Annotated in this window: 19 protein-coding genes; 7 read left to right on the top strand and 12 right to left on the bottom strand. The window is 65.2% G+C overall.

Annotation, left to right across the window (positions count from 1 at the left end; translation table 11 throughout):
• Window positions 1-116: 116 nt before the first annotated feature.
• The 7 genes from fliL (at window position 117) to fliR (ending at window position 4,821) form a co-directional block, all read left to right on the top strand.
• A complete protein-coding gene (gene fliL, locus L5014_RS16790; RefSeq protein ID WP_238464850.1) occupies window positions 117-623 on the top strand; it encodes a flagellar basal body-associated protein FliL in 507 nt (168 codons plus the stop codon).
• Between the two features lie 102 nt (window positions 624-725).
• Window positions 726-1,724, top strand: a complete 999-nt coding sequence (fliM, locus tag L5014_RS16785; RefSeq protein ID WP_238464903.1) for a flagellar motor switch protein FliM — start codon at window positions 726-728, stop codon at window positions 1,722-1,724.
• Window positions 1,717-2,202: a flagellar motor switch protein FliN gene (fliN, locus tag L5014_RS16780; protein WP_238464849.1), complete on the top strand. Its 486-nt coding sequence runs from the start codon at window positions 1,717-1,719 to the stop codon at window positions 2,200-2,202. Before fliM ends, fliN begins: the two co-directional genes overlap by 8 nt.
• On the top strand, window positions 2,199-2,807 hold the full coding sequence (gene fliO, locus L5014_RS16775; protein WP_238464848.1) for a flagellar biosynthetic protein FliO: 609 nt from the start codon (window positions 2,199-2,201) through the stop codon (window positions 2,805-2,807). The genes fliN and fliO overlap by 4 nt, the downstream gene beginning before the upstream one ends.
• On the top strand, window positions 2,808-3,653 hold the full coding sequence (fliP, locus tag L5014_RS16770; protein WP_238464847.1) for a flagellar type III secretion system pore protein FliP: 846 nt from the start codon (window positions 2,808-2,810) through the stop codon (window positions 3,651-3,653).
• 24 nt (window positions 3,654-3,677) lie between these two features.
• The gene (fliQ, locus tag L5014_RS16765; protein WP_238464846.1) at window positions 3,678-3,947 is read left to right on the top strand and encodes a flagellar biosynthesis protein FliQ; all 270 of its coding nucleotides are present in this window, start codon (window positions 3,678-3,680) and stop codon (window positions 3,945-3,947) included.
• 82 nt (window positions 3,948-4,029) lie between these two features.
• Window positions 4,030-4,821, top strand: coding sequence for a flagellar biosynthetic protein FliR (gene fliR, locus L5014_RS16760; protein WP_238464845.1), 792 nt, complete (start codon window positions 4,030-4,032; stop codon window positions 4,819-4,821).
• Window positions 4,822-4,851: 30 nt separating this feature from the next.
• On the opposite strand, the gene L5014_RS16755 is transcribed toward fliR, so the two are convergent.
• From L5014_RS16755 to L5014_RS16700, 12 genes are all read right to left on the bottom strand, one after another.
• On the bottom strand, window positions 4,852-6,582 hold the full coding sequence (locus L5014_RS16755; protein WP_238464844.1) for a ShlB/FhaC/HecB family hemolysin secretion/activation protein: 1,731 nt from the start codon (window positions 6,580-6,582) through the stop codon (window positions 4,852-4,854).
• A gap of 176 nt (window positions 6,583-6,758) precedes the next feature.
• A complete protein-coding gene (locus L5014_RS16750; protein ID WP_238464843.1) occupies window positions 6,759-10,424 on the bottom strand; it encodes a beta strand repeat-containing protein in 3,666 nt (1,221 codons plus the stop codon).
• Between the two features lie 358 nt (window positions 10,425-10,782).
• On the bottom strand, window positions 10,783-12,042 hold the full coding sequence (gene flgL, locus L5014_RS16745) for a flagellar hook-associated protein FlgL (protein WP_238464842.1): 1,260 nt from the start codon (window positions 12,040-12,042) through the stop codon (window positions 10,783-10,785).
• An 11-nt stretch (window positions 12,043-12,053) separates the two neighbouring features.
• Window positions 12,054-14,078 carry a flagellar hook-associated protein FlgK gene (gene flgK / locus L5014_RS16740; RefSeq protein ID WP_238464841.1) on the bottom strand — a complete coding sequence of 675 codons (2,025 nt, stop codon included), beginning with the start codon at window positions 14,076-14,078 and terminating at the stop codon, window positions 12,054-12,056.
• Window positions 14,079-14,384: 306 nt separating this feature from the next.
• Entirely contained in the window at window positions 14,385-15,140 is a 756-nt protein-coding gene (locus L5014_RS16735; protein ID WP_238464840.1) for a flagellar brake protein, read from the bottom strand.
• Window positions 15,141-15,297: 157 nt separating this feature from the next.
• On the bottom strand, window positions 15,298-16,293 hold the full coding sequence (gene flgJ, locus L5014_RS16730) for a flagellar assembly peptidoglycan hydrolase FlgJ (RefSeq protein ID WP_238464839.1): 996 nt from the start codon (window positions 16,291-16,293) through the stop codon (window positions 15,298-15,300).
• A gap of 719 nt (window positions 16,294-17,012) precedes the next feature.
• Window positions 17,013-18,131: a flagellar basal body P-ring protein FlgI gene (locus L5014_RS16725; RefSeq protein WP_238464902.1), complete on the bottom strand. Its 1,119-nt coding sequence runs from the start codon at window positions 18,129-18,131 to the stop codon at window positions 17,013-17,015.
• A gap of 86 nt (window positions 18,132-18,217) precedes the next feature.
• Window positions 18,218-18,847: a flagellar basal body L-ring protein FlgH gene (locus L5014_RS16720; protein WP_238464901.1), complete on the bottom strand. Its 630-nt coding sequence runs from the start codon at window positions 18,845-18,847 to the stop codon at window positions 18,218-18,220.
• Window positions 18,848-19,050: 203 nt separating this feature from the next.
• Window positions 19,051-19,839 carry a flagellar basal-body rod protein FlgG gene (gene flgG / locus L5014_RS16715; RefSeq protein ID WP_238464838.1) on the bottom strand — a complete coding sequence of 263 codons (789 nt, stop codon included), beginning with the start codon at window positions 19,837-19,839 and terminating at the stop codon, window positions 19,051-19,053.
• Between the two features lie 21 nt (window positions 19,840-19,860).
• Complete coding sequence (flgF, locus tag L5014_RS16710) at window positions 19,861-20,619, bottom strand: flagellar basal-body rod protein FlgF (RefSeq protein WP_238464837.1); 759 nt, start codon at window positions 20,617-20,619, stop codon at window positions 19,861-19,863.
• A gap of 49 nt (window positions 20,620-20,668) precedes the next feature.
• Window positions 20,669-21,922, bottom strand: a complete 1,254-nt coding sequence (gene flgE, locus L5014_RS16705) for a flagellar hook protein FlgE (protein WP_238464836.1) — start codon at window positions 21,920-21,922, stop codon at window positions 20,669-20,671.
• Window positions 21,923-21,953: 31 nt separating this feature from the next.
• The gene (locus tag L5014_RS16700; RefSeq protein ID WP_238464900.1) at window positions 21,954-22,616 is read right to left on the bottom strand and encodes a flagellar hook assembly protein FlgD; all 663 of its coding nucleotides are present in this window, start codon (window positions 22,614-22,616) and stop codon (window positions 21,954-21,956) included.
• Window positions 22,617-22,759: the final 143 nt, after the last annotated feature.

The raw sequence follows: 22,759 nt of genomic DNA, 5'->3' as shown, positions 1-22,759 counted from the left end.
AGCCGGAACAATGCAGGCTGCCGAAATAAATACGAGCGCGCGGCCTGGCGAGCGGCAACGAAGCAGCGCGCACCGCCCGGCCCCGACATCCGCACCACCCCAGACTCACGACCGACATGGCGACCACGACCGCAACCCAGCAAGCCGCGCCCCAGGGCGCGCAACCCGGACCGCTGAAGCGCATCCTTCTTATCGTGCTCATCGCGATTCTTGCCGCTGGCGCGGCGGGCGGCGGCGTCTGGTTCTTCATGTCGCGCCACGCGGCCAGCGCCCCTGCCGCCGCGAGCGCGCTGCCGCTGCCCGCCGCGCCCGTCTACTACGCGCTCGAGCCGATGACCGTCAACCTGCAATCCGACGACGGCGAAGCGCACTATCTGCGCATCGGTCTCACGCTCAAGCTCGACAGCCAGGCCACCCAGGACGCGCTCGTCGCGCACATGCCCGAGATCCGCAGCCGCGTGCTGCTCGCGCTCTCGAACAAGCATCCGTCCGATCTCGCGCCGCTCGACGGCAAGCGCGCGCTCGCGGGCGAGCTCGCCACGATCATCGCGCAGCCCTCCGACCCGCGCGCCACGCCCGCCAAGGTCGATGACGTGCTGTTCACCGAATTCGTCGTGCAGTAAGCACAGCATGAACACGCTCAACATGAACCCGCGCGTCCGCCCGCATGCCGCCTGCACATGCGCGGGCCGCGCGCAGCCAATCCGGAGCCTTGCATCATGAGCATGGGTCACGACGAGTTCATGTCGCAGGAGGAGGTCGATGCCCTCCTCAAAGGCGTCACCGGCGAAGTCGACACCGAGGCCACGCAGACCGAAAAGCAGGGCGTGCGTCCGTACAACATCGCGACGCAAGAACGCATCGTGCGCGGGCGCATGCCCGGCCTCGAAATCATCAACGAGCGTTTCGCGCGTCTCATGCGCGTGGGCATCTTCAACTTCATGCGCCGCACCGCCGAGATTTCCGTCGGCCCCGTGCGCGTGCAGAAGTACAGCGAGTTCACGCGCAATCTGCCGATCCCGACGAACCTGAACCTCGTGCACGTGAAGCCGCTGCGCGGCACCTCGCTCTTCGTGTTCGACCCGAACCTCGTGTTCTTCGTGGTGGACAACCTGTTCGGCGGCGACGGGCGCTTTCACACGCGCGTCGAAGGCCGCGACTTCACGCAAACCGAGCAGCGCATCATCAGCAAGCTGCTCAGTCTCGTGTTCGATCACTACACCACGGCGTGGAAGAGCGTGCGCCCGCTCACGTTCGAGCACGTGCGCTCGGAAATGCACACGCAGTTCGCCAACGTCGCGACGCCCAACGAGATCGTGATCGTCACGCAGTTTTCGATCGAGTTCGGCACGACAGGCGGCACGCTGCACATCTGCATGCCCTACTCGATGATCGAGCCGATCCGCGATGTGCTCGCCTCGCCGCTGCAAGGCGAAGTGCTCGACGTGGACCGCCGCTGGGTGCGCGTGCTCTCGCAGCAGGTGCAGGCCGCCGAAGTGGAGCTGACCGCCGATCTCGCGCACGTGCCGGTCACGTTCGAGCAGATCCTGAACATGAAGAAGGGCGACGTGCTGCCGATGAATATTCCCGAGCACATCGTCGCCAAGGTGGACGGCGTGCCGGTGATGGAATGCGGCTACGGAATTTTCAATGGTCAATACGCGTTGCGGGTCCAGAAGATGATCAGCGCAGCCGACACGATGAAGGAAGGTGGATATGAGTGACGTGAACGCCACGCAAGGAAGCGAGCCCGTGCTCGAACCGGGCCAGCAAGCCTCAGCAAGCGCGGCAGGCGCAGCGGAGGCGGCGGACGCCATGGACGCCATGGACGATTGGGCCGCCGCGCTCGCCGAGCAGAACGGCCACGAAAGCCACGAAGTGGCCGCGCAGCCCGCCGCCGTGTTCCAGCCGCTCTCGAAAGTCGATTCGGGATCGACGCGCAACGACATCGACATGATTCTGGACATTCCCGTCCAGATGACCGTCGAACTGGGGCGCACCAAGATCGCCATCCGCAACCTGCTGCAACTCGCGCAGGGCTCGGTGGTGGAGCTCGACGGCCTCGCCGGCGAGCCGATGGACGTGCTCGTGAACGGCTGCCTCATCGCTCAGGGCGAAGTGGTGGTGGTGAACGACAAGTTCGGCATCCGCCTGACTGACATCATCACGCCCTCCGAGCGCATCCGGAAGCTGAATCGATGAAACGCCTGGTCGCATCCGGCTTCGCGCGGGCCAACGCAGTCGCCTTTGCATGTGCATTTGCAGTGTCATGCGCATGCGCCTGGCTCGCCGCCACGCCCGCGCAGGCCGCCGACCTTCAGACCCTGAACCAGGCCGTGAACGAGGCCTCGCGCCCGGCATCGAGCGCCTCTGGCGTGATCGCTGGCAGCGCGGTGCCGTCGCTCGGCTTCGGCGCGGTGCTGCAAACGGTGTTCGGCCTCGCGCTCGTGATTGGCGTGGTGTTCGGCTGCGCATGGCTCGCGCGGCGCCTGGGGCTCCAGCACGGTCCCAGGAGCGCGCTCGTGAAGACCGTGGGCGGCGCCTCGCTCGGCGGCAAGGAGCGCGTGGCCGTGGTCGAGATTGGCGACACCTGGCTCGTGCTGGGCGCCGCACCCGGCAATGTGCGCCTCCTGCACACGATGCCCGCGGGCGAGTTGCCCGCCACTGCTGGCGCGGCTACGCGCGATTCGGCCGGCCCCGCCGCCCTCCAGGGCACGAGCGGCAACACCTTCGGACAGCGCTTTCGCGACGCGCTGAAACACGAAGCAGGCAAACGTTTCAAGCGTCACGACGGCGGAGCGCAGTAAATGCACGGCAGCACCCTTCCTGACGCGCTCGCGGGCGGCCACGCGCGCGCGCGCACTTCCTCGATCGCGAGAATCTCGCGCGCGGCCTTGCCGGTCGCGCTGGTGCTCGGCGTGCTCGCCGTGGCGCTTTTGCTGCCGCATCTCGCGCACGCGCAAACAGCGGCGCAGCCGCAAGGCCTGCCCGCGTTCAACACGAGCCCGGGCCCGAACGGCGGCACCACCTATTCGCTGAGCGTGCAGACGATGCTGCTGCTCACGATGCTGTCGTTCCTGCCCGCGATGGTGCTGATGATGACGAGCTTCACGCGCATCATCATCGTGCTCTCGCTGCTGCGCCAGGCGCTCGGCACCACCACCACGCCGCCCAACCAGGTGCTCGTGGGTCTCGCGCTGTTTCTCACGCTGTTCGTGATGTCGCCGGTGCTCGACAAGGCGTATAACGACGGCTACAAACCGTTCGCCGCCGGCGCGATCTCGATGGACGAAGCGGTGGCGCGCGGCGTCGCGCCCTTCAAGACCTTCATGCTGCGCCAGACCCGCGAGTCCGACCTCGCGCTGTTCGCGCGCATCTCGCACGCGGCGCCCATGCAGGGCCCCGAGGACGTGCCGCTCACGCTGCTCGTGCCTTCGTTCGTCACGAGCGAATTGAAGACCGGTTTTCAGATCGGCTTCACGATCTTCATTCCGTTTCTCATCATCGATATGGTGGTGGCGAGCGTGCTGATGTCGATGGGCATGATGATGGTGTCGCCCGCAACGATCTCGCTGCCGTTCAAGCTCATGCTGTTCGTGCTCGTGGATGGCTGGCAACTGCTGATCGGCTCGCTCGCGCAGAGCTTCACCTGAGGCGCTTTACCCAAGGAGATCGCTATGACGCCCGAAACCGTCATGACCCTTTCGCACGAGGCCATGTATGTGGCGTTGCTGCTGGCTGCGCCGCTGTTGCTGGTGTCGCTCGTGGTGGGCCTCGTGGTGAGCCTCTTTCAGGCGGCCACGCAAATCAACGAAAGCACGCTCTCGTTTATTCCCAAGCTCATCGCGATTGCGGTGACGCTCGTGATTGCCGGGCCGTGGATGCTCACGACCATGCTCGATTACATGCATCGCATCTTCGCGAGCATTCCGTCGCTCGCGGGTTGAGCGCCGGTTTTTATCTTCCGTATCTTTCGTCTCTTTCGTCTCTCGCGCATTCGGCGATTTTGGTGCCCCTGACGCTCACACGATGTTCACCGTCACCTACGCGCAGCTCAATCTCTGGCTCACCGCGTTCCTCTGGCCGTTCACGCGCATTCTCGCGCTGGTGGCCGTGGCGCCCGTGATCGGCCATCGCTCCGTGCCCACGCGCGTAAAGATCGCGCTGGCCGCGTTCGTGACGCTCATCGTCGCGCCCACGCTTGGCGCCATGCCGCAGGTCACAGTGTTTTCGGCCGAAGGCGTGTGGATTCTGGTCAATCAGTTTCTGATCGGCGCGGCGCTGGGTTTTACGATGCAGATCGTGTTTGCCGTGGTGACGGCGGCGGGCGATTTGATGGGTCTGGGGATGGGGCTGGGTTTTGCTTCGTTCTTCGATCCGCAGGCCAATACGTCCACGCCCGCGCTTTCGTCCTGGCTCAATGTCATGGCGATGCTCGCGTTTCTCGTCTTCGACGGGCATTTGCAGATGATTGCCGCGCTAATCGAGACGTTTCATAGCGTGCCAGTGTCGGCCAATGTGCTTTCGGGAAATGGCTACAGGTTGATTGCGGGCTGGGGCGCGACGGTGTTTAACGGCGGGTTGCTGCTCTCGCTGCCGGTGGTGGTGGCATTACTTATCACGAACATCTCACTCGGCATTCTGAATCGCGCGGCGCCGCAGATTGGTATTTTTCAGATCGGGTTTGCGCTCACCATGCTCGTGGGGTTGCTGCTGATTCAGTTGATGATGCCGAATCTGATTCCTTACTTTGCGCGCTTGTTTGACGGTGGAATCGAGCAGATGGGGCGCGTGGCGGCGGGGTTGCGGCCGGGGCCGTGAAGCGTATGCAACGCCACGACCCTCGCACCGTTAGATCGAAGCCGTGAGCGTCACCCACGTCTGCTGACGCGCCGCATGCTCGGGGGCAGGTCCCGTCCGCATCGCATAGCTGATCTGCGCCGACACGCGCTTGCCTGAATAGCTCGCGCCGATCCCGTAACCCTGCAATCGCACCGAAGCCCCCGCCATGGGGCCATCGCTGCGGATCCGGCCGCGCGCATCGTCATAAAAAACCTGCACCGCAGCACCCGGCAGAGGCGGGATGAACTGGCTCACGCCGACGGAAACAATCACGCCATCGTCAACGGAAGCGGCGTTCTGGTCGTACGCGCGCACCGCCGACGGTCCGCCCAGGCCAAGCCGCTGCGAGCCGTTCAGGCTGCGGCTGGCCCACTGGCCATGCACCGCGAGCGTCGCTTGCGTGGTCGACGTCAGCGCCTGAATGTAGGTGGCGGAAGGCTCGATCTTCAGAAAGTTGAACCGGCGGTCCACATACAGCGGCTGGGTGCTGCTGTAGTCGTATTCCTTCTGCGTGGTCGTGCCATAGCTCGTCACGAAGCTGTACTGCGTCGCGTTGCGCCGCGCGCCCCATTTGCCATAGAAATTGCCGTCGGCGCGCAGCGATGCAACGTAATTGCGTTGCCGGCTATCGAGGATGTTGTCGAGTCTCTCGTCGGTCGTGAACCACGCTTCCATGCTGGCGCCGAGGTCGAGACTCGCGTTGGCGGTGCGGATCACCGGCGAGGAACCATAAAGGCTGGCGACGTCGGCCTTGCCCGTGCCCAAGCCACTGAACGCCTCGCCAAGTTTGTAATCCACGTGCGAGTACGCCATGCCGGCACGGCTCGCACCAATTCCGGTCAGCATGTCATAGGACAACCGGCCGAGGCGCGTTCGTCCGTCCTCGCCCGAACTCGTCTGCATGAAGCGCGGCGTGAAGTAGACGGTCCCCTGCAACTGGTCGCCCAGGCCGAGCACGTTGTTGACGCCGCCGGAAACGCCGACACGCCGCCAGCCGGCCTGGCGCGACCCCGAGTTGTCGATGGTCGCGGCAGCGTAAAAGCGGTCGGCGGGCGTGACGTCGACACCGACGACCGTGCCGCCCGCTTCGGTGCCTGTCGCGAGCGTCGACGACACCGAACCGACACCGGGAATGCCTTCGACGACGCGCATATTGCGCTCGATTTCGCGCAGCGTTGGCGTGGTCTCGCTCGTACTCTCCAGGATGGCCTGGAGCCTTGGCGTCGATACCTTCGAGCCGTTCTCCACCTTGAGCGCTTCGACATGGCCGCGCTCAATGCCAAAGCGCACGACGCCCGCCGTGACGGTCTGCGGCGGCAGCGTCACGCGCACGAGCGTCTCGCCGCCGTTGTACAGCACTGTCGTCAGTTCGTCGCGCAGCGCATGCAATTGCGCGAGCGTCACGCTGCGCCCGCGCCACGGTGCGAGGAAGGCATCGACACGTTGCTGCTCCGCGTCGGAAAGCGCGCCGTCAAAAGTGAATTCGTTGACGACGAAAGCCAACTCGCCTTCGGCGGGAGCCGTCCCGGCCGGTGCCGACGGCTGCAAGGCAGGGGCGTGCTCGAGCGCGGACTCGCCTTCGATGCCACGCGACGTGTCGGCGTTCTGCCGGATCAATGCGCCGGCGCTGGTGGGCTCGAAGGCTTGCGCGGAAACATGCCACGCCGCCAGGCCGAGCAACGGCAGGCAGGCGGGACCGAGGCGCGGGCAAAGGCCGCGATACCAGTTAGAGACTTTCAAGGTGGGAAGGGAAACAAGGGGGGCAAATCGACGCGACCCATTTGGGCCAACTCGGGCCAACTCGGGGCCAACTCGGGGCCAATCCTGGCCAACTCGGGCGGGCTGGAGACGGGCGGCTGCCCGTCTCCACGATCGCCGGGAGACTGCCCGGCGATCGATGCTGCCGCGCTCGCCCGTTACTGGCCGCTAAGGGTGATCGGCGTCGGCAACGTGATCGTCGGCGCCGACAGCTTGCCGAGATACTTCGGGGCCGCGGACTCCACCGTGATCGACTTGCCCGCCGTGTTGTTGCCGGCGACGACAGCAACCGCGCGCAGCGCAATGCCGGTGGCCGCGCGAGTCTGCGTCGTCGGGTACTGGCCGATCATGCCGGTATAGGCGATCGTCGGAACGCCCGTCCACGGATCGATCGAGACGCCCGGATCGACGGCCAGCATGACGCCGCCGTTGCGGCTGGTGATGTTGCCCAGCTGGAAAACGCCCTTCGTACCGCTCTTGCATCCCGCATCCGCAGCCGTGCAAACACGATTCGTTGCGTGAGCGACGATATCGCCATCGGCATTCACATCGCGCAGCAGGTAGACACTGTCACCCTCGACCGAGACGGTCTTGCCGCTCAGCAGCCCTGCCTGGAGCGTTCCGCTGGTGCCGATCTTCACGTCCGCGCCCGCCGTGGTGCTCACGCCGTAGTCCTGCACGACGTTCGAGCCCGTGAGGTAGACCGAACCCTTGTTAGCCGTCACGTTCGCGTACTGCTTCAGGTTGCCGGGCCGTGCGCCATCGGCCTGGACCTGCACGTCGCCCGTCGTGGCGGTAACCTGCCCATTGATGTTGACGCCCGAGCCCATCATGGTCACGCTGCCCCCCCGGACCTCCGCGTTCGTCGTCAGGGCGCCGCCGCCAACCGCCGCGAGCAGGACGTCGCCGCCGCCGCTCACGCGTGCTGCACGGAGCTCGCCGGCCGCAGCGATGTTCACGTCTTGAGCCGCAACGGTATTGACGCCCGAGGTCTGAATGACGTTGCCGCCGATGAGGTTGACCGAACCCTTGTTGGCCGTCACGTTCGCGAACTGCGTCAGATCGCCGAGCTTCGTGTTGAACGCCTGGATCGATACGTCACCCTTCGTGGCGGTAATCGGCGCAGTGATCTCGACGCCCGTGCCCTGCATCGCCACGCTGGCGCCGTTGACCTCACCGGTCACCGCCAGGTCGCCGTCGCCCAGCGTGCCCATCTGGATGTCGCCGCCGGCAATCACGCGTGCGCTCTGGAGCGTGCCGGTTGCGCCGATATTCACGCCGTTGCCGGCATAGGTGCTGACGCCCTTCTTCTGCACGATGTTAGTGCCCGTGAGGTTGACCGAGCCCAGGTTCGCCGTCACGTTCGCGTTCTGATTCAGGTCGCCCTGACCCAGGCCATCGGACTTGATGGACACGTCGCCCTTCGTGGCGGTGATCCACGAATTGAGGTCGACGCCCGTGCCCTGCATCGCCACGCTGCTGCCGTTGATGCCGTCGGTGACCTTGATCGGACCCGCCGCGCCGAGTTTCACGTCGCCCACGGTGTCAATGCGTGCCGTCTGAAGCGCGCCGGTTGCGCCGATATTCACGCCGTTGCCGGCGTAGGTGACGTAGCCCTGCTTCTGCGTGACGTTGGTGCCGGCGAGATTGACCGAGCCCTTGAACGCCTTCACGTCCGCGTTCTGGTTCAGGTCGCCCTGGCCCATCATGTCATCGGCCTTGATGGAGACATCGCCGGTCGAGGCGAGAACCCACGAATTGAGATCGACGCCCGTGCCCAGCATTGCCACGCTGCTGCCGTTGATGCCGTCGGTGACCTTGATCGGACCCGCCGCGCCGAGTTTCACATCGCCCGCGCTGTCAATCCGTGCCGCCTGGAGGGCGTCGGTTGCGCCGATATTCACACCGTCGGCGGCGTAGGTGACGGAACCCTGCTTCTGCGTGACGTTGGTGCCCGTGAGGTTGACCAAGCCCTTGAACGCCTTCACTTCCGCGTTCTGATTCAAATCGCCCTGGCCAAAGCCATCGGCCTTGATCGATACGTCGCCCATCGAGGCGTTGATCGACGAATTGAGGTCGACGCCCGTGCCTTGCACGGCCACGCTGCGCCCGTTGATGGCGTCGTTGACCGCAATGGGGCCTGTCGCGCCGATCTGGACATCGCCGTTGGCAATCACGCGTGCGCTCTGGAGCGTGTCGGTTGCGCCGATATTCACGCCATCGCCCGCGTAGGTGCCGATACCTCGCTTCTGCACGACGTTGGCGCCCATGAGGTTGACCGAACCCAGGTTCGCCGTCACGTTCGCGTTCTGGTTCAGGTTGCCCTGACCCAGGCCATTGGAACTGACGGACACGTCGCCCTTCGTGGCGGTAATCCACGAATTGAGGTCGACGCCCGTGCCCTGCATCGCCACGCTGCTGCCGTTGATGCCGTCGGTGACCTTGATCGGACCCGCCGCGCCGAGTTTCACGTCGCCCGCAGTGTCAATGCGCGCCGTCTGAAGCGCGCCGGTTGCGCCGATATTCACGCCGTTGCCGGCGTAGGTGACGTAGCCCTGCTTCTGCGTGACGTTGGTGCCCGCGAGATTGACCGAGCCCTTGAACGCCTTCACGTCCGCGTTCTGATTCAGGTCGCCCCGGCCCAGACCATCGGCCTTGATCGATACATCGCCGGTCGAAGCGTTAATCCACGAATTGATGTCGACGCCGGTGCCGCCCTGCACGGCCACGCTGCGCCCGTTGATCGCCTCGTTGAGCGCAACGGCGCCAGCGCCGCCCGCGCCGATCTTGACATCGCCGCCGCTGCTGATGCGCCCGCTCGACACGACATCGCCGCCGCCGGTCCCGATCGAAACCGAGCCTTGCGAGGTGGTCAGATACGCGCCTTTCTCGATGGTCACATTGTGGCCGGCGCTGCCGTATTCGCCGCCGCTCGGCGCGGTGTCGGCGTTAAACGGAGAAAGGAACGGCGGGTAATTCACCGGCGCGGAGCCGATCGTCATGTCGGTCGCCGCGTTGATACGGCCGCCCGCGCTGATGTTGCCATCGAGTTGCGAGCCGAGAATGATCGAGCCGCCCTCGCCCGAGGTGGCGCGCGTGGCTTCCAGCGTGCCCGAGTTCTGCACCACCGTTGCGAGCATCGCGCCCGTTGCCGCGGCGTTGAGCTGGATGTTGCCGCCGTTCGCCGTGATCACGCCGCTATTGGCCGCGAGCGCGTTCTGCGCTTCGCGACCGAGCATGACCTTGAAGCCGGAGCCGTTCATCTGCATGGCCACGCCGTCGGCGGCGCCGAGCGTGACGTCCTTCGCGCGAATCGTGCCCTGGTTGGTCGCCTTCGCACCGAGCAGCACGACGGCTTCGCGCGCGTTGATTTGACCGTCGTTCGAAACGACGCCGTTACCGCCGTTCGCGGACAAGTTCATGATGCCGGTGACGGGCTCGCCGCCGTCCATGAACTTCTGGCTGTCGACGCTGAGCGTCGATGCCACGAGGCTGCCCACGTTCACCTGCGACGTCTTGCCGAACATCACACCCGAGGGATTGACCACGAACACGCGGCCATTCGCCGTCAGTGCGCCGTCGATCTGGGTCGGCGCTGCCGCCGTCACGCGGTTGAGCACCGCCGAGGTCGCGCTGGGCTGGTTGAACGCCACGGTCTGGTCACGGGCGATATTGAAGTTGTTCCAGTTGACGACCATCCGGTCGGTGGACTGATTGATCGTCGTTTTGACGCCCTGAGTCGCGATGGTGCCGCTGCCCGCCGCGACGACCCCGCCTTCGACCGCGCCGGCGCTGTTCGCATAGCCGAGGGCGGCTGTCAGCATGGCGGGCATGATCGCGAGCCGGAAAGCGGGCTGGCGTGGCGCTCGAGAGCGTTGGCGAATGGACTTGTTGTGGCTCATTTCCTGACCTTGTAACGAGTTCTTTTCATTACCCGGACGGGGGCGCTATGGTCTATTCCCACGCCGGGAGTTCTTCGGACTGCTTACGCAAACAGATGTAATTAAATGTAAGTAAACGTAAGCAGACCAAAGATTTTATTGGGCCAGAAGAAAGCGGACCGTAAGATGAATCTTAAAAGCGCGCGGGCAAACCCTTAAAAAAAACGGCGGCACGCCAAAGGCGCGCCGCCGCTGTCTCGATCCGGGAAACCGCCGAGAAACCGCCCCTCGGCAGCTTCCGTCAGGGATTGATGTACTGGAAGAGCGAAAGATTCTGAGTGGCCGCAAAACTTTTCTGCGAAGCCGTCAGCGCATTGGAAAGCTGCGTGTACTGCGTAATCGCCGCCGTCATATCCGTACTCACGATATCGTTGAGATTCGAAGCCATCTGCAACGAATTCGTCGAAGTCACCGTTTGCAGCGCCTTCACTTCCTGCTCTCTGCCGCCCACCGAAGCCTGAATCGTCACCACGTTCGAGATCGAATTCCCGATTGCCGTGAGCCCGCCCTGCAGCGCGTTCGTGAGGTTGGCGCCCGCAGCCGGGCTGCCGTTCACCGGTGCTTGCAGCGCGGCGATCACATTGTCGATGGTGGTGAACACGCTGCTGTTCTGCGGCGCCGTGGCCGGCGTGACGGAGAACGTATCGCCCGCCACGGGCGTACCCGAGATCGTCACGTTCATGCCGATCTTGCCGGCGGCGCCAAGGCCGATCGGCGAGCCATCCGTATAGGGCTGGTTCGATGCCAGCGCGACAGGCGGACTGGTCGAGTTGTCCATCACCGAATACGTGAGCGCGCCGGTAGTGGCGTCGGTGCCGAACTGGATCTCAAGCGGGTGGCCGTTGGTGGCCTGGGTCGGGTCGGTCACCGTGACGCCGCTGATCGTGCCGGTGCCGGTGTTCTTCATGCTGCCCTCGGCCACCGCCTGCGAGCCCACCGCCGAGACGCTCAGGAACACCGCTGCACCCGTGTCGCTCACCGCGATCTGGCGCGAGCCGCCCACCTGCACCACGCGCTGGCCCAGGTCGCCGTTATAGGTCACGCCGCCGCCCGTCGCGTTGGTGAAAACCTGTGATGTGCTCTTGAACCCCGAGAACAGATAGTTGCCCTGACCATCGGTGGTATTGGCGAGCGTGAACAACTGGCTGCGTTCGCCCTGCAATTGCTTGGCGAGCGCCTGGCGGTCGGAGTCGTTGAGCGCGCCGTTGATCGCCGACTGGATCTGCTGGTTGATCGCTTGCAGCGTGGTCGTCACGCTGCCGAGCGTCGAGTCTTCGAGTTGCAGCGACGAAAGCGCCATGTTCTGGTTCGACGCGTACTGCGTGAGCGTCGCGCTCGTGGCCGAGAGCTGCACGGCCTGGGCCGCGCCGAGCGGGTTGTCGGCGGGGTTCGAGAGCGAGACGCCCGTCGAGATCTGCTGTTGCACCTGGAGAAGCTGCGATTGCTGGTTCTCCATCGATGCCAGGTTGGACGAGTAAAGCTGGGAAGTCGCGATACGCATGGTTCAGCGCCTCACTGGAATGCGCCGAGCAGGGTCTGGAACAGCGATGCCGCCGTCTGGATCACCTTGCTGTTGGCTTGGTAGAGCTGCTGGTACTGCAGCAGTTTGGCGGCCTCTTCGTCGAGGTTCACACCCTGCACCGACTGCTGCTGCGACGTGAGCTGCGTGACGAGCGATTGCTGCGAGGTGCTCGACGCCTTCAACTGGCTCGCCGTGTTGCCGATCGTGTTCACGTAGTTCGAGTACGCGTTCGTGAGCGTCTGCGAGTCGGTGAACGCGGTGCCCGAAGTGAGGTTCGCGAGCGCGAGCGCGTTGCGCCCGTCCTGCGAGCCGCTCGTGTTCGGCGCGACGCTGAAGGTGTCGCCGTTCGCGGGCGCGCCCGTCAACGTGAAGCTCACGTTGTTGGCCGTGCCGCTGGCGTCCCCGCTGATGGCGATGGTTGCGCCCGTGCTCGAGTCGTAGGAGATCGTCGTGCTGCTGCTCGCGATGGTGTACGTCGTGGGCGTGCTCGATCCCGGCACCGTGACGGAGACCGTGGCGCCTGCCGGGAAGCCCGAGAGCGTGCCGCTGCTGCCCGATCCTGCTGCATAGCTCAGTTGCAGGCCCGGCGCGGCCACGGCATAGCCCGCGCTGACCGTGCCCTGCGTGACGGTGGCCGTGCCCGTGTTCGTGCTGCCCGCCGCGACGAGCACCGGCGAGGCGGCCGCGATCGCCGACGGGTCGCCCGTCGCGACGGCGAAGCTGTCGAGCGCGCCCGCAGTCGGCCGGATCGCGAACGAATCGCCGTCGGTCATCGTGCCCGTCGAGGTGATCGAGAGACCTGAGCCACTGGGCGCGAACGGGCTGCTTGTGCTCGGCTGGGTCGTGGTCGAGCCGAGCACGGTGTTGGTTGTCGTGTCGGTGAGCGTCCAGGTGCCGCCCGCCGCGCTCGAATACGAGAGCGTGTAGTTATCGGTGGGCGGGCTCACGGCGTTGGTGAGCGTGGCCGTGACCGCGCCGGTGCTGCCGGGGTTGTTGTTCAGGTTTGCCGTGACGACCGGTCCGCTCACGGTAAAGAGCGCGCCGCCCGGCTGGCCGCCGAGCGTCAGGCCCAGCGCGTTCTGCTGGTTCACCTGCGCGGCGAAGCTGGTGGCGATCGCGCCCAGTTTCGCTTGCGCCGGGTCCAGCGTGTTCTGCACGAACGAGACGAGGCCGCCCACGGTGCCGCCCTGCAAGGCCGCATTGGAAAGCGGCTCCGCCTTGGCGGTCGAGCCCGGCAGGCCCTGCCAGGCCACGGTCGTTTCCGTCGGGTTCGAGCTGGACGGCTGCGTGGTGAGGTTGTAGTTCTGCCCGCTCACCACGAGCGGCTGGCCGTTGCCGAGGAACACGCTGTCGCCGCCGCTGTTTTGCACGACCTGCACGCCCACGAGCTGCGAGAGATTCGAGATCGCGAGATCGCGCTGGTCGAGCAACTGGTTCGGCGGCTGGCCCGCGCTGCTCGCCATCGAGATCTGCGTGTTGAGCTGCGCGATCTGCTGCGTGTAGGTGTTGATCTGCGCGACGGCGTTCGAAAGCTGCGTGTTCACGCTCTGGCGCATCGCGTCGTACTGCTGGCCGGCGGCGTTGATCTGGTCGGCGAGCGATTGCGCGTCGGAGAGCGCGGTCTGGCGCGTGGCGATGCTCGCGGGCGAGTTCGAGACGTTCTGCAGGCCGGAGAAGAAGTTGGTGATCGACGTGGCGATGCCCGAGGTCGGGCTGCCCACGAGGTTCGAAAGCTGCGTGGCGAGCGTATACGACGCGGTGAGCGCCGCGTTGCCCGACTGCGCGTTGTTCAGCGAAGTCGTGAGGTACTGGCTATAGGCGCGCTGCACCGTGGCCGTGGTCACGCCGCCGCCCATGTAGCCCGAGCCCGTGTACTGGCCGTTCGCTTCCTTGAAGACCGCGTTTTCGACGTTGTAGCCCGTGGTCGACGAATTGCTGATGTTCTCGCCCGCGGTGGCTATGCCGATCTGGGCCGCCTGCAACCCGGAAAGCCCGATCGATAAGATGTTGGACATGCTTGATCCTCATGGGCGGCCTTTGCGACTTACCGGTCGATGCGTCGACGGGGCAATGGGTCGATCAGGCCGCGTGGGTGAACCAGTGTGATAACGGCAGCGGGGGGCGAAAATTGAGCGCCTGCATCCGGGAAAACGGGTGGAAAGCGGCACGATAAGCGGGACCCTGAGCAGGACCCCAAGCAGGACTCTGAGCGGGGCAAAAATCCGCGAGGAAAACGTTTGGCGTGCGAGACGTGGCTGTGCGTGCCGCGCGGGGCATCGTGCAAACGCGTGGCGGCGTCCCGCCAAACCTCGCGACGAAGCTCAGGCGCGCAGGAACGTGCGACGCTTCATTTCGAGTTGCGTGATGTAGCGCTGGAGGCTGTTCTCCGCCGCGCCCGGGAGCGCCACGAAGCGAAAGCCCAGGTGATAGCGCCGCTCGCCGTTGGGCAAGTCGATGAAGCGCAGCACCGCGAGCGCGAGATCCACGCGCAGCGTGCCGTGCGAGCGCAGGTCGAGTTCGACGTTGGGGATCGTCAGGCCCATCTCGAAGGTCGCGGCGCGCTCGTCCGTCGTGCGCAGGCCCAGGCCGCCGAGCGAGAGGTCGTGCACCTCGAACTGGAAGCGCTGGCCGGCCGCCGGCAGATCGCCGCGGCACAGGCACGGCTCCAGCACGGGCGTATCGACGCGGAAATACTCGCGGCGCTGGATGTAGTAGAGCACGTCGGGGAAAGCGGCCTCGAACGCGGGGCGGCCTTCGAATTCGGTCTCGCGCGGCGCGGCCGTGGCGAACTCCACCCGCACGCCGTCGGGCGAGGCGTGGAACTGGCACTGCGCGCACGCGAGCACTTCGAGGTTCTGCTCGGGCAAGGCGCCCCAGTCGAACACGAAGGTGCGCTCGCGCGTGTTCACCTCGAGAATGCGCGTGACCAGTTGGCCACCGCCGTATTGCAAGGTCAGGAAATCGCCGCGATTGACGAGGTTGCGCAACTGCACCCCGACTTCGAGCGGATTGCGCCGGCCATAGTCGGGGACTTCGCCCTCGGAGGCTTCCTGTTGATTCGACTGAACGGTATTCATCGGCCTGCCGGAATTTCGTGAACATGCCAGCGCGCCGCGGCGTAAACCGCCGTGCGCCGTCCGGGCGCTTACTGCCGCCCCTGATTTTTTTGGACCTCGCCTGCATTAGCGGCAAGCACAGAAAAAAATTTAGGGGTTCCGCATAAAAATTCCGGGCTCACGCCATCTGCTGCATGATCGACATGAGCTTTTTCGCGTAATGCGGATCGGTTGCGTAGCCCGCGCGCTGCATGCCGTGCGCGAAGCTCTCCGCGCTGCGCGAGTTATTGATCACCGAGGCGTAGCGCGGATTGCTCTTGAGCATGTTGGCGTAGTCGGTCATGGCCTCGTCGTATGAGTCGTAGGCGCGGAACTTCTCCACCACGCGGTGCGGCTCGCCGTTCACGTACTCGGTCGTCATGGTCGAGACGGTCTTGCCGGTCCAGTCCTTGGTGGCCTTGATGCCGAACACATTGTGGCTCGTCGAGCCGTCCGCCTTCATGATCTCGCGCTTGCCCCAGCCCGACTCCAGCGCCGCCTGGCCGACGATGAAGCGCGCCGGGATGCCCGTGGCCGCGCTCGCCTGCTGCGCGCCGCTGGCGAGCTTGTTCACGAAGGCGTCCACCTTTTCGTCGCCGTTGCCGTGCACGGGTGGCGTGAGCGCGCTGTTGGCGTCCCAGCCGTGGGCCCGCCCGAGCGCGCCGTTCGCGGCCGCATTGCCATAGGCGCGGCCAAGCGCGCTCAGCATCGCCATGTTGCCTTCGTTGCCGCTGCCGCCCGAGCCGGCCATGCCCGACATGGCGTTGGCGATGCCGGCGGCGCCATCCGCGCCCCCCGTACCGCTTGCATCGCCGCCCATGCTGCGCATGAGCTGCTTGATCATGGCGTTCGCCACGCCAATGCCCTTGTTCGACATTTGCTGCGCGAGCTGCTGGTCCATCATCGAGACGAACTGCGCGCCGTCTTTCGAGTCGAGCGGGCCGTCGTCGGGCGTCGCGTCGCGCATGCTCTTGAGCATCATCTGCGTGAACACGGCGTCGAACTGCTTCGCGGCCATCTTCACGCCTTGCTGGGGCGCCGCGTTGGCTGCGGCGCGCAGCGAGTCGAAGCCCTGTACGTCCAGCGCGAAGCGGTTCGTGAGGTCGAGGCTGGTGCCGATATTCGCGTTATCCATGTTGGCTTCCTGGCGCGTGTTTGAGATTTGATCGGGGCGATGTTGTGGTTATGGGGCTTTTGGGTTGGCTGCTTTTTCGCGTTTCCTGGTTTTTCGCGTTTCCTGGTTTTTCGCGTTTCCTTGTGTTCGTGTCGGTCTGCTAGCGTTGCCCCTGTGCGGGGCGGCACCTACTTTTCTTTGCAGCCGCAAAGAAAAGTAGGCAAAAGAAAGCGGCTCAAACCGCCAGTGTGACGCCGTCCACTTCTTGCCCGTTAATCGAAGTGGTTCCGGAGCATCCGTCACCTCGCACCTTCAAACTCAGTGACAAAGGAGTCATTCATCCCGCTGCTCGCTACGCGCGCAGCGGTCGGGTATGCATGGGAAACCACACCTACTGCACTGGCGAAAACGCATGCATCCCATTGGTTTTCGGTTATGCCCCACGGCGCGCGCAGCGCCGCCGGAGGTATGAATCCTTGGTCACTCCGTGGTACGACGCGTGGTGGCAGACGCTCCGGAACCGCTCCGATTAACGGCAAGTGGTCCACGGCGTCACACTAGCGGTTTGAGCGGCTTTCTTTTGCCTACTTTTCTTTGCCGCTGCAAAGAAAAGTAGGTGCCGCCCCGCACAGGGGCAACGCTAATAGACCGACACGAACACAAGGAAACGCGACAAACCAGGAAACGCGACAAACCAGGAAACACAAAAAACCAGGCCCCGCGAAAGCACGCCTCCCAACTTAAATAATCTGAAGATCGGCGCGCAATGCACCCGCCGCCTTCATCGCCTGCAGGATCGACATGAGGTCCGCGGGCGTCGCGCCAAGCGCATTGAGCGCTTTCACGACTTCCGCGAGATTGGCGCCCGCCGTCACGAGCTTGAGCGACCCATTGTCCTGCTTCAACTGGATCTGCGACTGGCGCGCCGCCACCGTGGTGCCGTTCGAGAACGCACCCGGCTGACTCACCGCCGTCTGCGTATTCACGACCACCGAGAGATTGCCATGCGCCACCGCGCAACTATCGAGCGTGACCATCTGGTTCATCACGATCGAACCGGTGCGCGCGTTGAGAATCACCTTCGCCGCCGGCTGCGCCGGACGCACATCGAGATTCTGGATCTGCGCGATAAAACCCACTTGCTCCGCCGGATTGAGCGGGCCGCGCACCTGGATCGTGCGGCCATCCACGGCCGCCGCGATGCCCTGGCCGAACATGTTGTTGATCGCCGCCACGATGCGCTGCGTCGTGTCGTAATCCATGTCGTTGACTTCCATCTGCAGAACGCCGCCCGCCTGCGTGACGGGCGATGGCACCGCGCGCTCGACGGTCGCGCCGCCTGCGATGCGGCCCGCCGCGAGCTGGTTCACCTGCACCCGGCTGCCGTTGGCCGACGCGCCCGCGCCACCCACGGCCACGTTGCCCTGCGCGATCGCATAGACCTGGCCGTCGGCGCCCTTGAGCGGCGTGAGCAGCAGCGTGCCGCCGCGAATGCTCTTGGCGTTGGCGAGCGAGGAAACGGTCACGTCGATCTGCTCGCCGGGCCGCGCGAACGGCGGCAGCGTGGCGGTCACGATCACGGCCGCGACGTTCTTCAACTGCATGTTGTTGAGCGTCTGCGAGGAGCCCGTCGCGCTCGATGTGTTGTTGATCGAGATGCCCAGGTTCGCCAGCATGTTCGCGAGCGTCTGCGTCGTGAAAGGCGCCTGGGTGGTCTGGTCGCCGGTGCCGTCGAGGCCCACCACGAGGCCATAGCCGATGAGCGGGTTGTCGCGCACGCCGGTAATCGACACGAGGTCCTTCACGCGCTCGGCATGCGCGGGCGCGGCGTAAGCCAGCAGCGCGCCGCACGCGAACATGAGACCGATCACGAAGCCCAGTGCGGTGAGCACGTCCTTCACGCGCGAGCGGCGCGAGTGGCGTATGCGGAACAAGCGGCGGGTCTTTACCATGGTGCGAGATTCAGGAAAAAGCGTTGCAGCCAGCCCATGGTCTCGGCTTCGTCGATCACGCCTTTCGCGGAGTATTCGATCTTCGCGTCGGCCACATCGGTCGAGAGCACGGAGTTGTCTCCGGCAACGGTGTTCGGATTCACCACGCCGGAAAAGCGCACGAATTCATTGCCCTGGTTGATGAGCATCTGTTTCTCGCCCGAGACCACCAGGTTGCCGTTGGGCAGCACGTTCGTCACGGTCACGGTGATCACGCCCGTGAAAGTGTTGGACGCGTTCGCGCCGCCCGTCGCGTCGAACTGGTTGCCGCCCGTGGCGGAGAGGTTCATGCGCGAGAAGAAGCCCGGTGCGAAGCCCGCCGTCGGCACGTTGAGGTTCGTGCTGCCGCCGCGCTTGGTATTGGCGCCCGAGGACTTGGTCGCGTTGATGTTTTCGGAAATGACGATGGTGAGAATGTCGCCGACGTTGCGCGGACGCTGGTCTTCGAAAAGCGGCCGCCCCGTGTAGCCGGGGTTGTAGATCGACCCAGGCGAGGTGTTGACCGGCGGCGAAGGCGGCACGGCCGTCATCGGCTGCTGGGTGATCGGCTGCCGGAACGGTACATAAGCGCAGCCCGCCAGCATCGCCAGCGCGAGCGCCGCCACCAACGCGCGCGGCTTCGCTCGTGCGCTCGTGTGCGCCGCGCGCTTGCGAGAGTTGTTTCGAACGGACTGGCCCATGCCCTTTACCTTCACCTTCGTCGTATCTGTCTTGCGTGTACAGTTTTGTGCCGCTACTGCCGCTACGTGCCTGCTTCCCTGCGTGCCTGCGTGTTTCAAGCCGACGCTCAAACCTGCATCTGGCTCAGGGTCTGCAGCATCTGGTCGGAGGTCGTGACCGCCTTGCTGTTGATTTCGTAGGCGCGTTGCGTCTCGATCATGTTCACGAGCTCCTGCACCACGTTCACGTTCGACGCTTCCACATAGCCCTGGTTGAGCGTGCCCGAGCCGTTCAGGCCCGGCGTGGTCACCGTGGGCGCGCCCGACGAGGCCGTTTCGGAGAGCAGGTTCTGGCCGTTGCTCTGCAAGCCGGCCGGGTTGATGAACATGGCCAGTTGCAGCGAGCCGACGGTGGTGTTGCTCGCCGAGCCCGGCGTGGTGACCGTCACCACGCCATCGCTGCCGATGGTGAGCGAGGTGGCGTTCGCGGGCACCGTGATGGTGGGCAGCACCGGGTAGCCGCTCGACGTGACGAGCTGGCCCTGCGAGTTGGTCTGAAACGAGCCGTCGCGCGTATAGGCCGTGGTGCCGTCGGGCATCTGCACCTGGAGGAAGCCCGCGCCGTTGATGGCCACATCCTTCGAGTTGCCGGTCTGCTGCAGGTTGCCCTGGGTGTAGAGACGCTCGGTGGCGACCTGCTGCACGCCCGTGCCCACCTGACTGCCCGAGGGCAGCTCGGTGGTCTGCGTGGAGTTCGCGCCCGGCTGGCGCAGCGTCTGGTACATGAGGTCCTCGAACACCGCGCGCGAGCCCTTGAAGCCATTGGTGCTCACGTTCGCGAGGTTGTTGGAGATCACGTCCATTTGCGCCTGCTGGGCGTTCATGCCGGTGGCGGCGATGTAGAGCGATCGGTTCACGGTGGTTTTCTCCGGAAATGCTTAGCTGAAATTGAGCAGCTGGTTCGCGCTCTGTTCGTTCTGGTCGGCCGTTTGCAGCAGCTTGGTCTGCATCTGGAACTGGCGGGCGTTGTCGATCATCGAGACCATGGCCGCCACCGGGCTCACGTTGCTGCCTTCGAGCGATTCCGTCGCCACCTGCACGCTCGGGTCCGCGTCGGCGGGGTTGCCGTCGGCCGTGCGAAAGAGGCCGTCGTCGCCGCGCGTGAGCGAGCCCGCGGGCGGGTTCACGAACTTGATCTGGTCGATCATGGCGATGGCGCTCGCGGGGCTGCCCGGCGCGATCGCCGAGACGGTGCCGTCCTTGCCGATCGTCACCGCCGAGCCCGGCGGCACCGCGATCGGGCCGCCGCCGCCGATCACCTGGAGGTTGCTGGCCGTCACGAGCTGGCCGTTTTCGTCCACGTGCAGGTTGCCCGCGCGCGTGTACGCCTCGTTGCCGTCGGGCGTCAGCACGGAGATAAAGCCCGAGCCCTGCACGGCGACGTCGAGCGGGTTGCCGGTGCGCGAGATCGCGCCGGGCGTCATGTCGGAGCCGGGCGTCGACGAGAGCACGAAGGTGCGCGTGGTCGCATCGTTGACGCTCGAGCCGTCGCCGAACGACATCGGCACGGCGCGGAAATTCGCGAGTTGCGCGCGAAAGCCCGTGGTCGAGACGTTCGCCAGGTTGTTCGCGACGACGGCCTGCTGCTCGAGCGCCTGGCTCGCGCCCGTCATCGCGGTGTAGATCAGTCGGTCCATGATGTGCCCGGTGCCTTAAAAAAGGAGTGCGCCTGCGTGCTCTGCGTGCTTACATCTGCAGCAGCGTCTGGTCGACGGTCTGCTGCGTCTTGATGGTCTGCGCGTTCGCCTGATAGTTGCGCTGCGCCGTGATCAGGTCGACGAGCTGGTTCGTGAGGTCGACGTTCGACGACTCCACCGCGCCGCCCGTGAGCGAGCCGTGGTTGGTGCTGCCGGGCGTGGAGACCTGCGGCACGCCCGAGGCGGACGTTTGCTGGAACTGGTTGCCGCCGAGGTTCAACAGGCCGTTCGGATTGTTGAAGTTGGCGAGCACGACCTGGCCGAGCGTCTTGGTCTGACCGTTCGAATAGTTGCCGGTGATGGTGCCGTCCGAGCCGATCGTGAAGTTCGAGAGCGTGCCGCTCGCGTAGCCGTCCTGCGCGAGGTTGTTCACGCCGTTGGCGCTGCCGTACTGCGTCGTGCCGGTGAAGTTCAGCGTGATCGCCTGGTTCGTCTTCGAGCCGTCGGTCGGGTTGATCGTGATGGGAATCTGGCCGAGCGAGGTCGCCGTGCCCGACGCGTCGGCCGTGCCCATGAGCTTGCCGGTGTTGTCGAACGTCATCGTGCCCGCGGCCGTGGACGGCACGGCGCCCGCCGCGCCCGAATAGACGCTCCATTGCTGGTTGCCGCTCGCGTCCACGCCGCCCTTCACGAAATACATGTTGATCTGCTGCGTGCCGCCGAGCGAGTCGTAGGCCGTGATCGACGTCGAGTAGTTGTAGGTGTTCGAATTGGTGGCGTCGAACGGCGTGGCCGTGGGCACGGTGGACTGCGCGTTCAGGTTCAACTGGGCCGTGATGCTGCTCGTCGTGACCGGCGAGATATTGGTCGTGGGCACCTGAAGCGGCACCGTCTGCGCCGAGTTCACGACGCTGTTCGTGCCGGCCGCGTAGCCCATCAGGTCGTTACCCGCCGCGTCGGTGATATAGCCGTCCTTGTTGAGCTGGAACACGCCATTGCGCGAATAGGTGACGGTGCCGTTGTTCGACATCTGGAAGAAGCCGTTGCCGTTGATGGCGACGTCGAGCGCCTGGCCGGTCGTGGTGATCGTGCCTTGCGAGAAGTTCTGCTGTACTTGCGAGAGCGCCGCGCCCAGGCCGATCTGCGTGTTGACCGAGGTGGCGACGGTATTCGCATAGACGTCCGCGAACTGCGCCGTGCTCTGCTTGAAGCCCACCGTGTTCGCGTTGGCAATGTTGTTGCCGATGACGTCGAGATCGTTCGACGCAGCGGCGAGGCCGCTCAATCCTTGCTGGTAGCCCATGAGTGTCTACTCCGCGTGTGTCTTGTCTGGTTCAGAGAATGCCGGCCACGCCCGAGAGCGAGACCGTCTTGCCGTTGGCGAGCGAGAGGCTCGCGCCGCCGTCCGATTGCTGGATCACGGCCTGCACCTTGCTCGCGACGAGCGCCGTGGCCGTGCCGGCCTGGCCGTTGACGGTCGCGCTCGCGCTCACCGTGTAGGTGCCGTCGGCGACGGCGTTGCCCGCCGCGTCGGTGCCGTTCCAGGTGATGGGCACCGTGCCCGCCGACTGCGCGCCGAGATCGAGCGTGTTGACGACCTGGCCCGCCGCGTTGGTGATCGTGAGCTTCACGTCCGAGGCCGCCGAGGGCAGCGTCACGCCCAGTTGCGGCGCCGCGCCGCTCGCCACCGTCATGCTGTTGCCCGGCGCGAGCACGGTCGAGCCGATCAGCAGCGCGGCCTGCGCGTTCTGGCCCGCCGAAAGTTGCGTCGACAACGACGAGAGCGACGTGTTGAGCTGCTGGATGCCCGTGACCGTGTTGATCTGCGCGAGCTGCGAGGTCATCTGCGAGCTGTCCATCGGATTGGTCGGATCCTGGTTCTTCAACTGCGTGACGAGCAGTTGCAGGAAGGTGTTTTGCAGATCGCTGCCGCTCGTGCCGCTCGTCGAGGATTTGCCCGAAGCGCCCGACGTGCCCGATGCGGCCGACGGGTTCATGGTGTCGAGCAGTTGCTGCGACACGGTGGCGGAGCTGCCGCCGATGGTGGTGTTGCTGGAGGTCAACGCGTTCTCCTCGGATACGCTCGGTGTTGCTCGATGTTGCGCGGTGTTGCGCGATGTCCCGTTCTCGCGCAGCGCTG

The organism is Paraburkholderia tagetis, from assembly GCF_022213065.1.
In the GTDB taxonomy this organism is placed as follows: domain Bacteria; phylum Pseudomonadota; class Gammaproteobacteria; order Burkholderiales; family Burkholderiaceae; genus Paraburkholderia; species Paraburkholderia tagetis.
The sequence above is the reverse complement of the archived record's forward strand: the minus strand, read 5'-3'. Positions and strand labels throughout refer to the sequence as shown.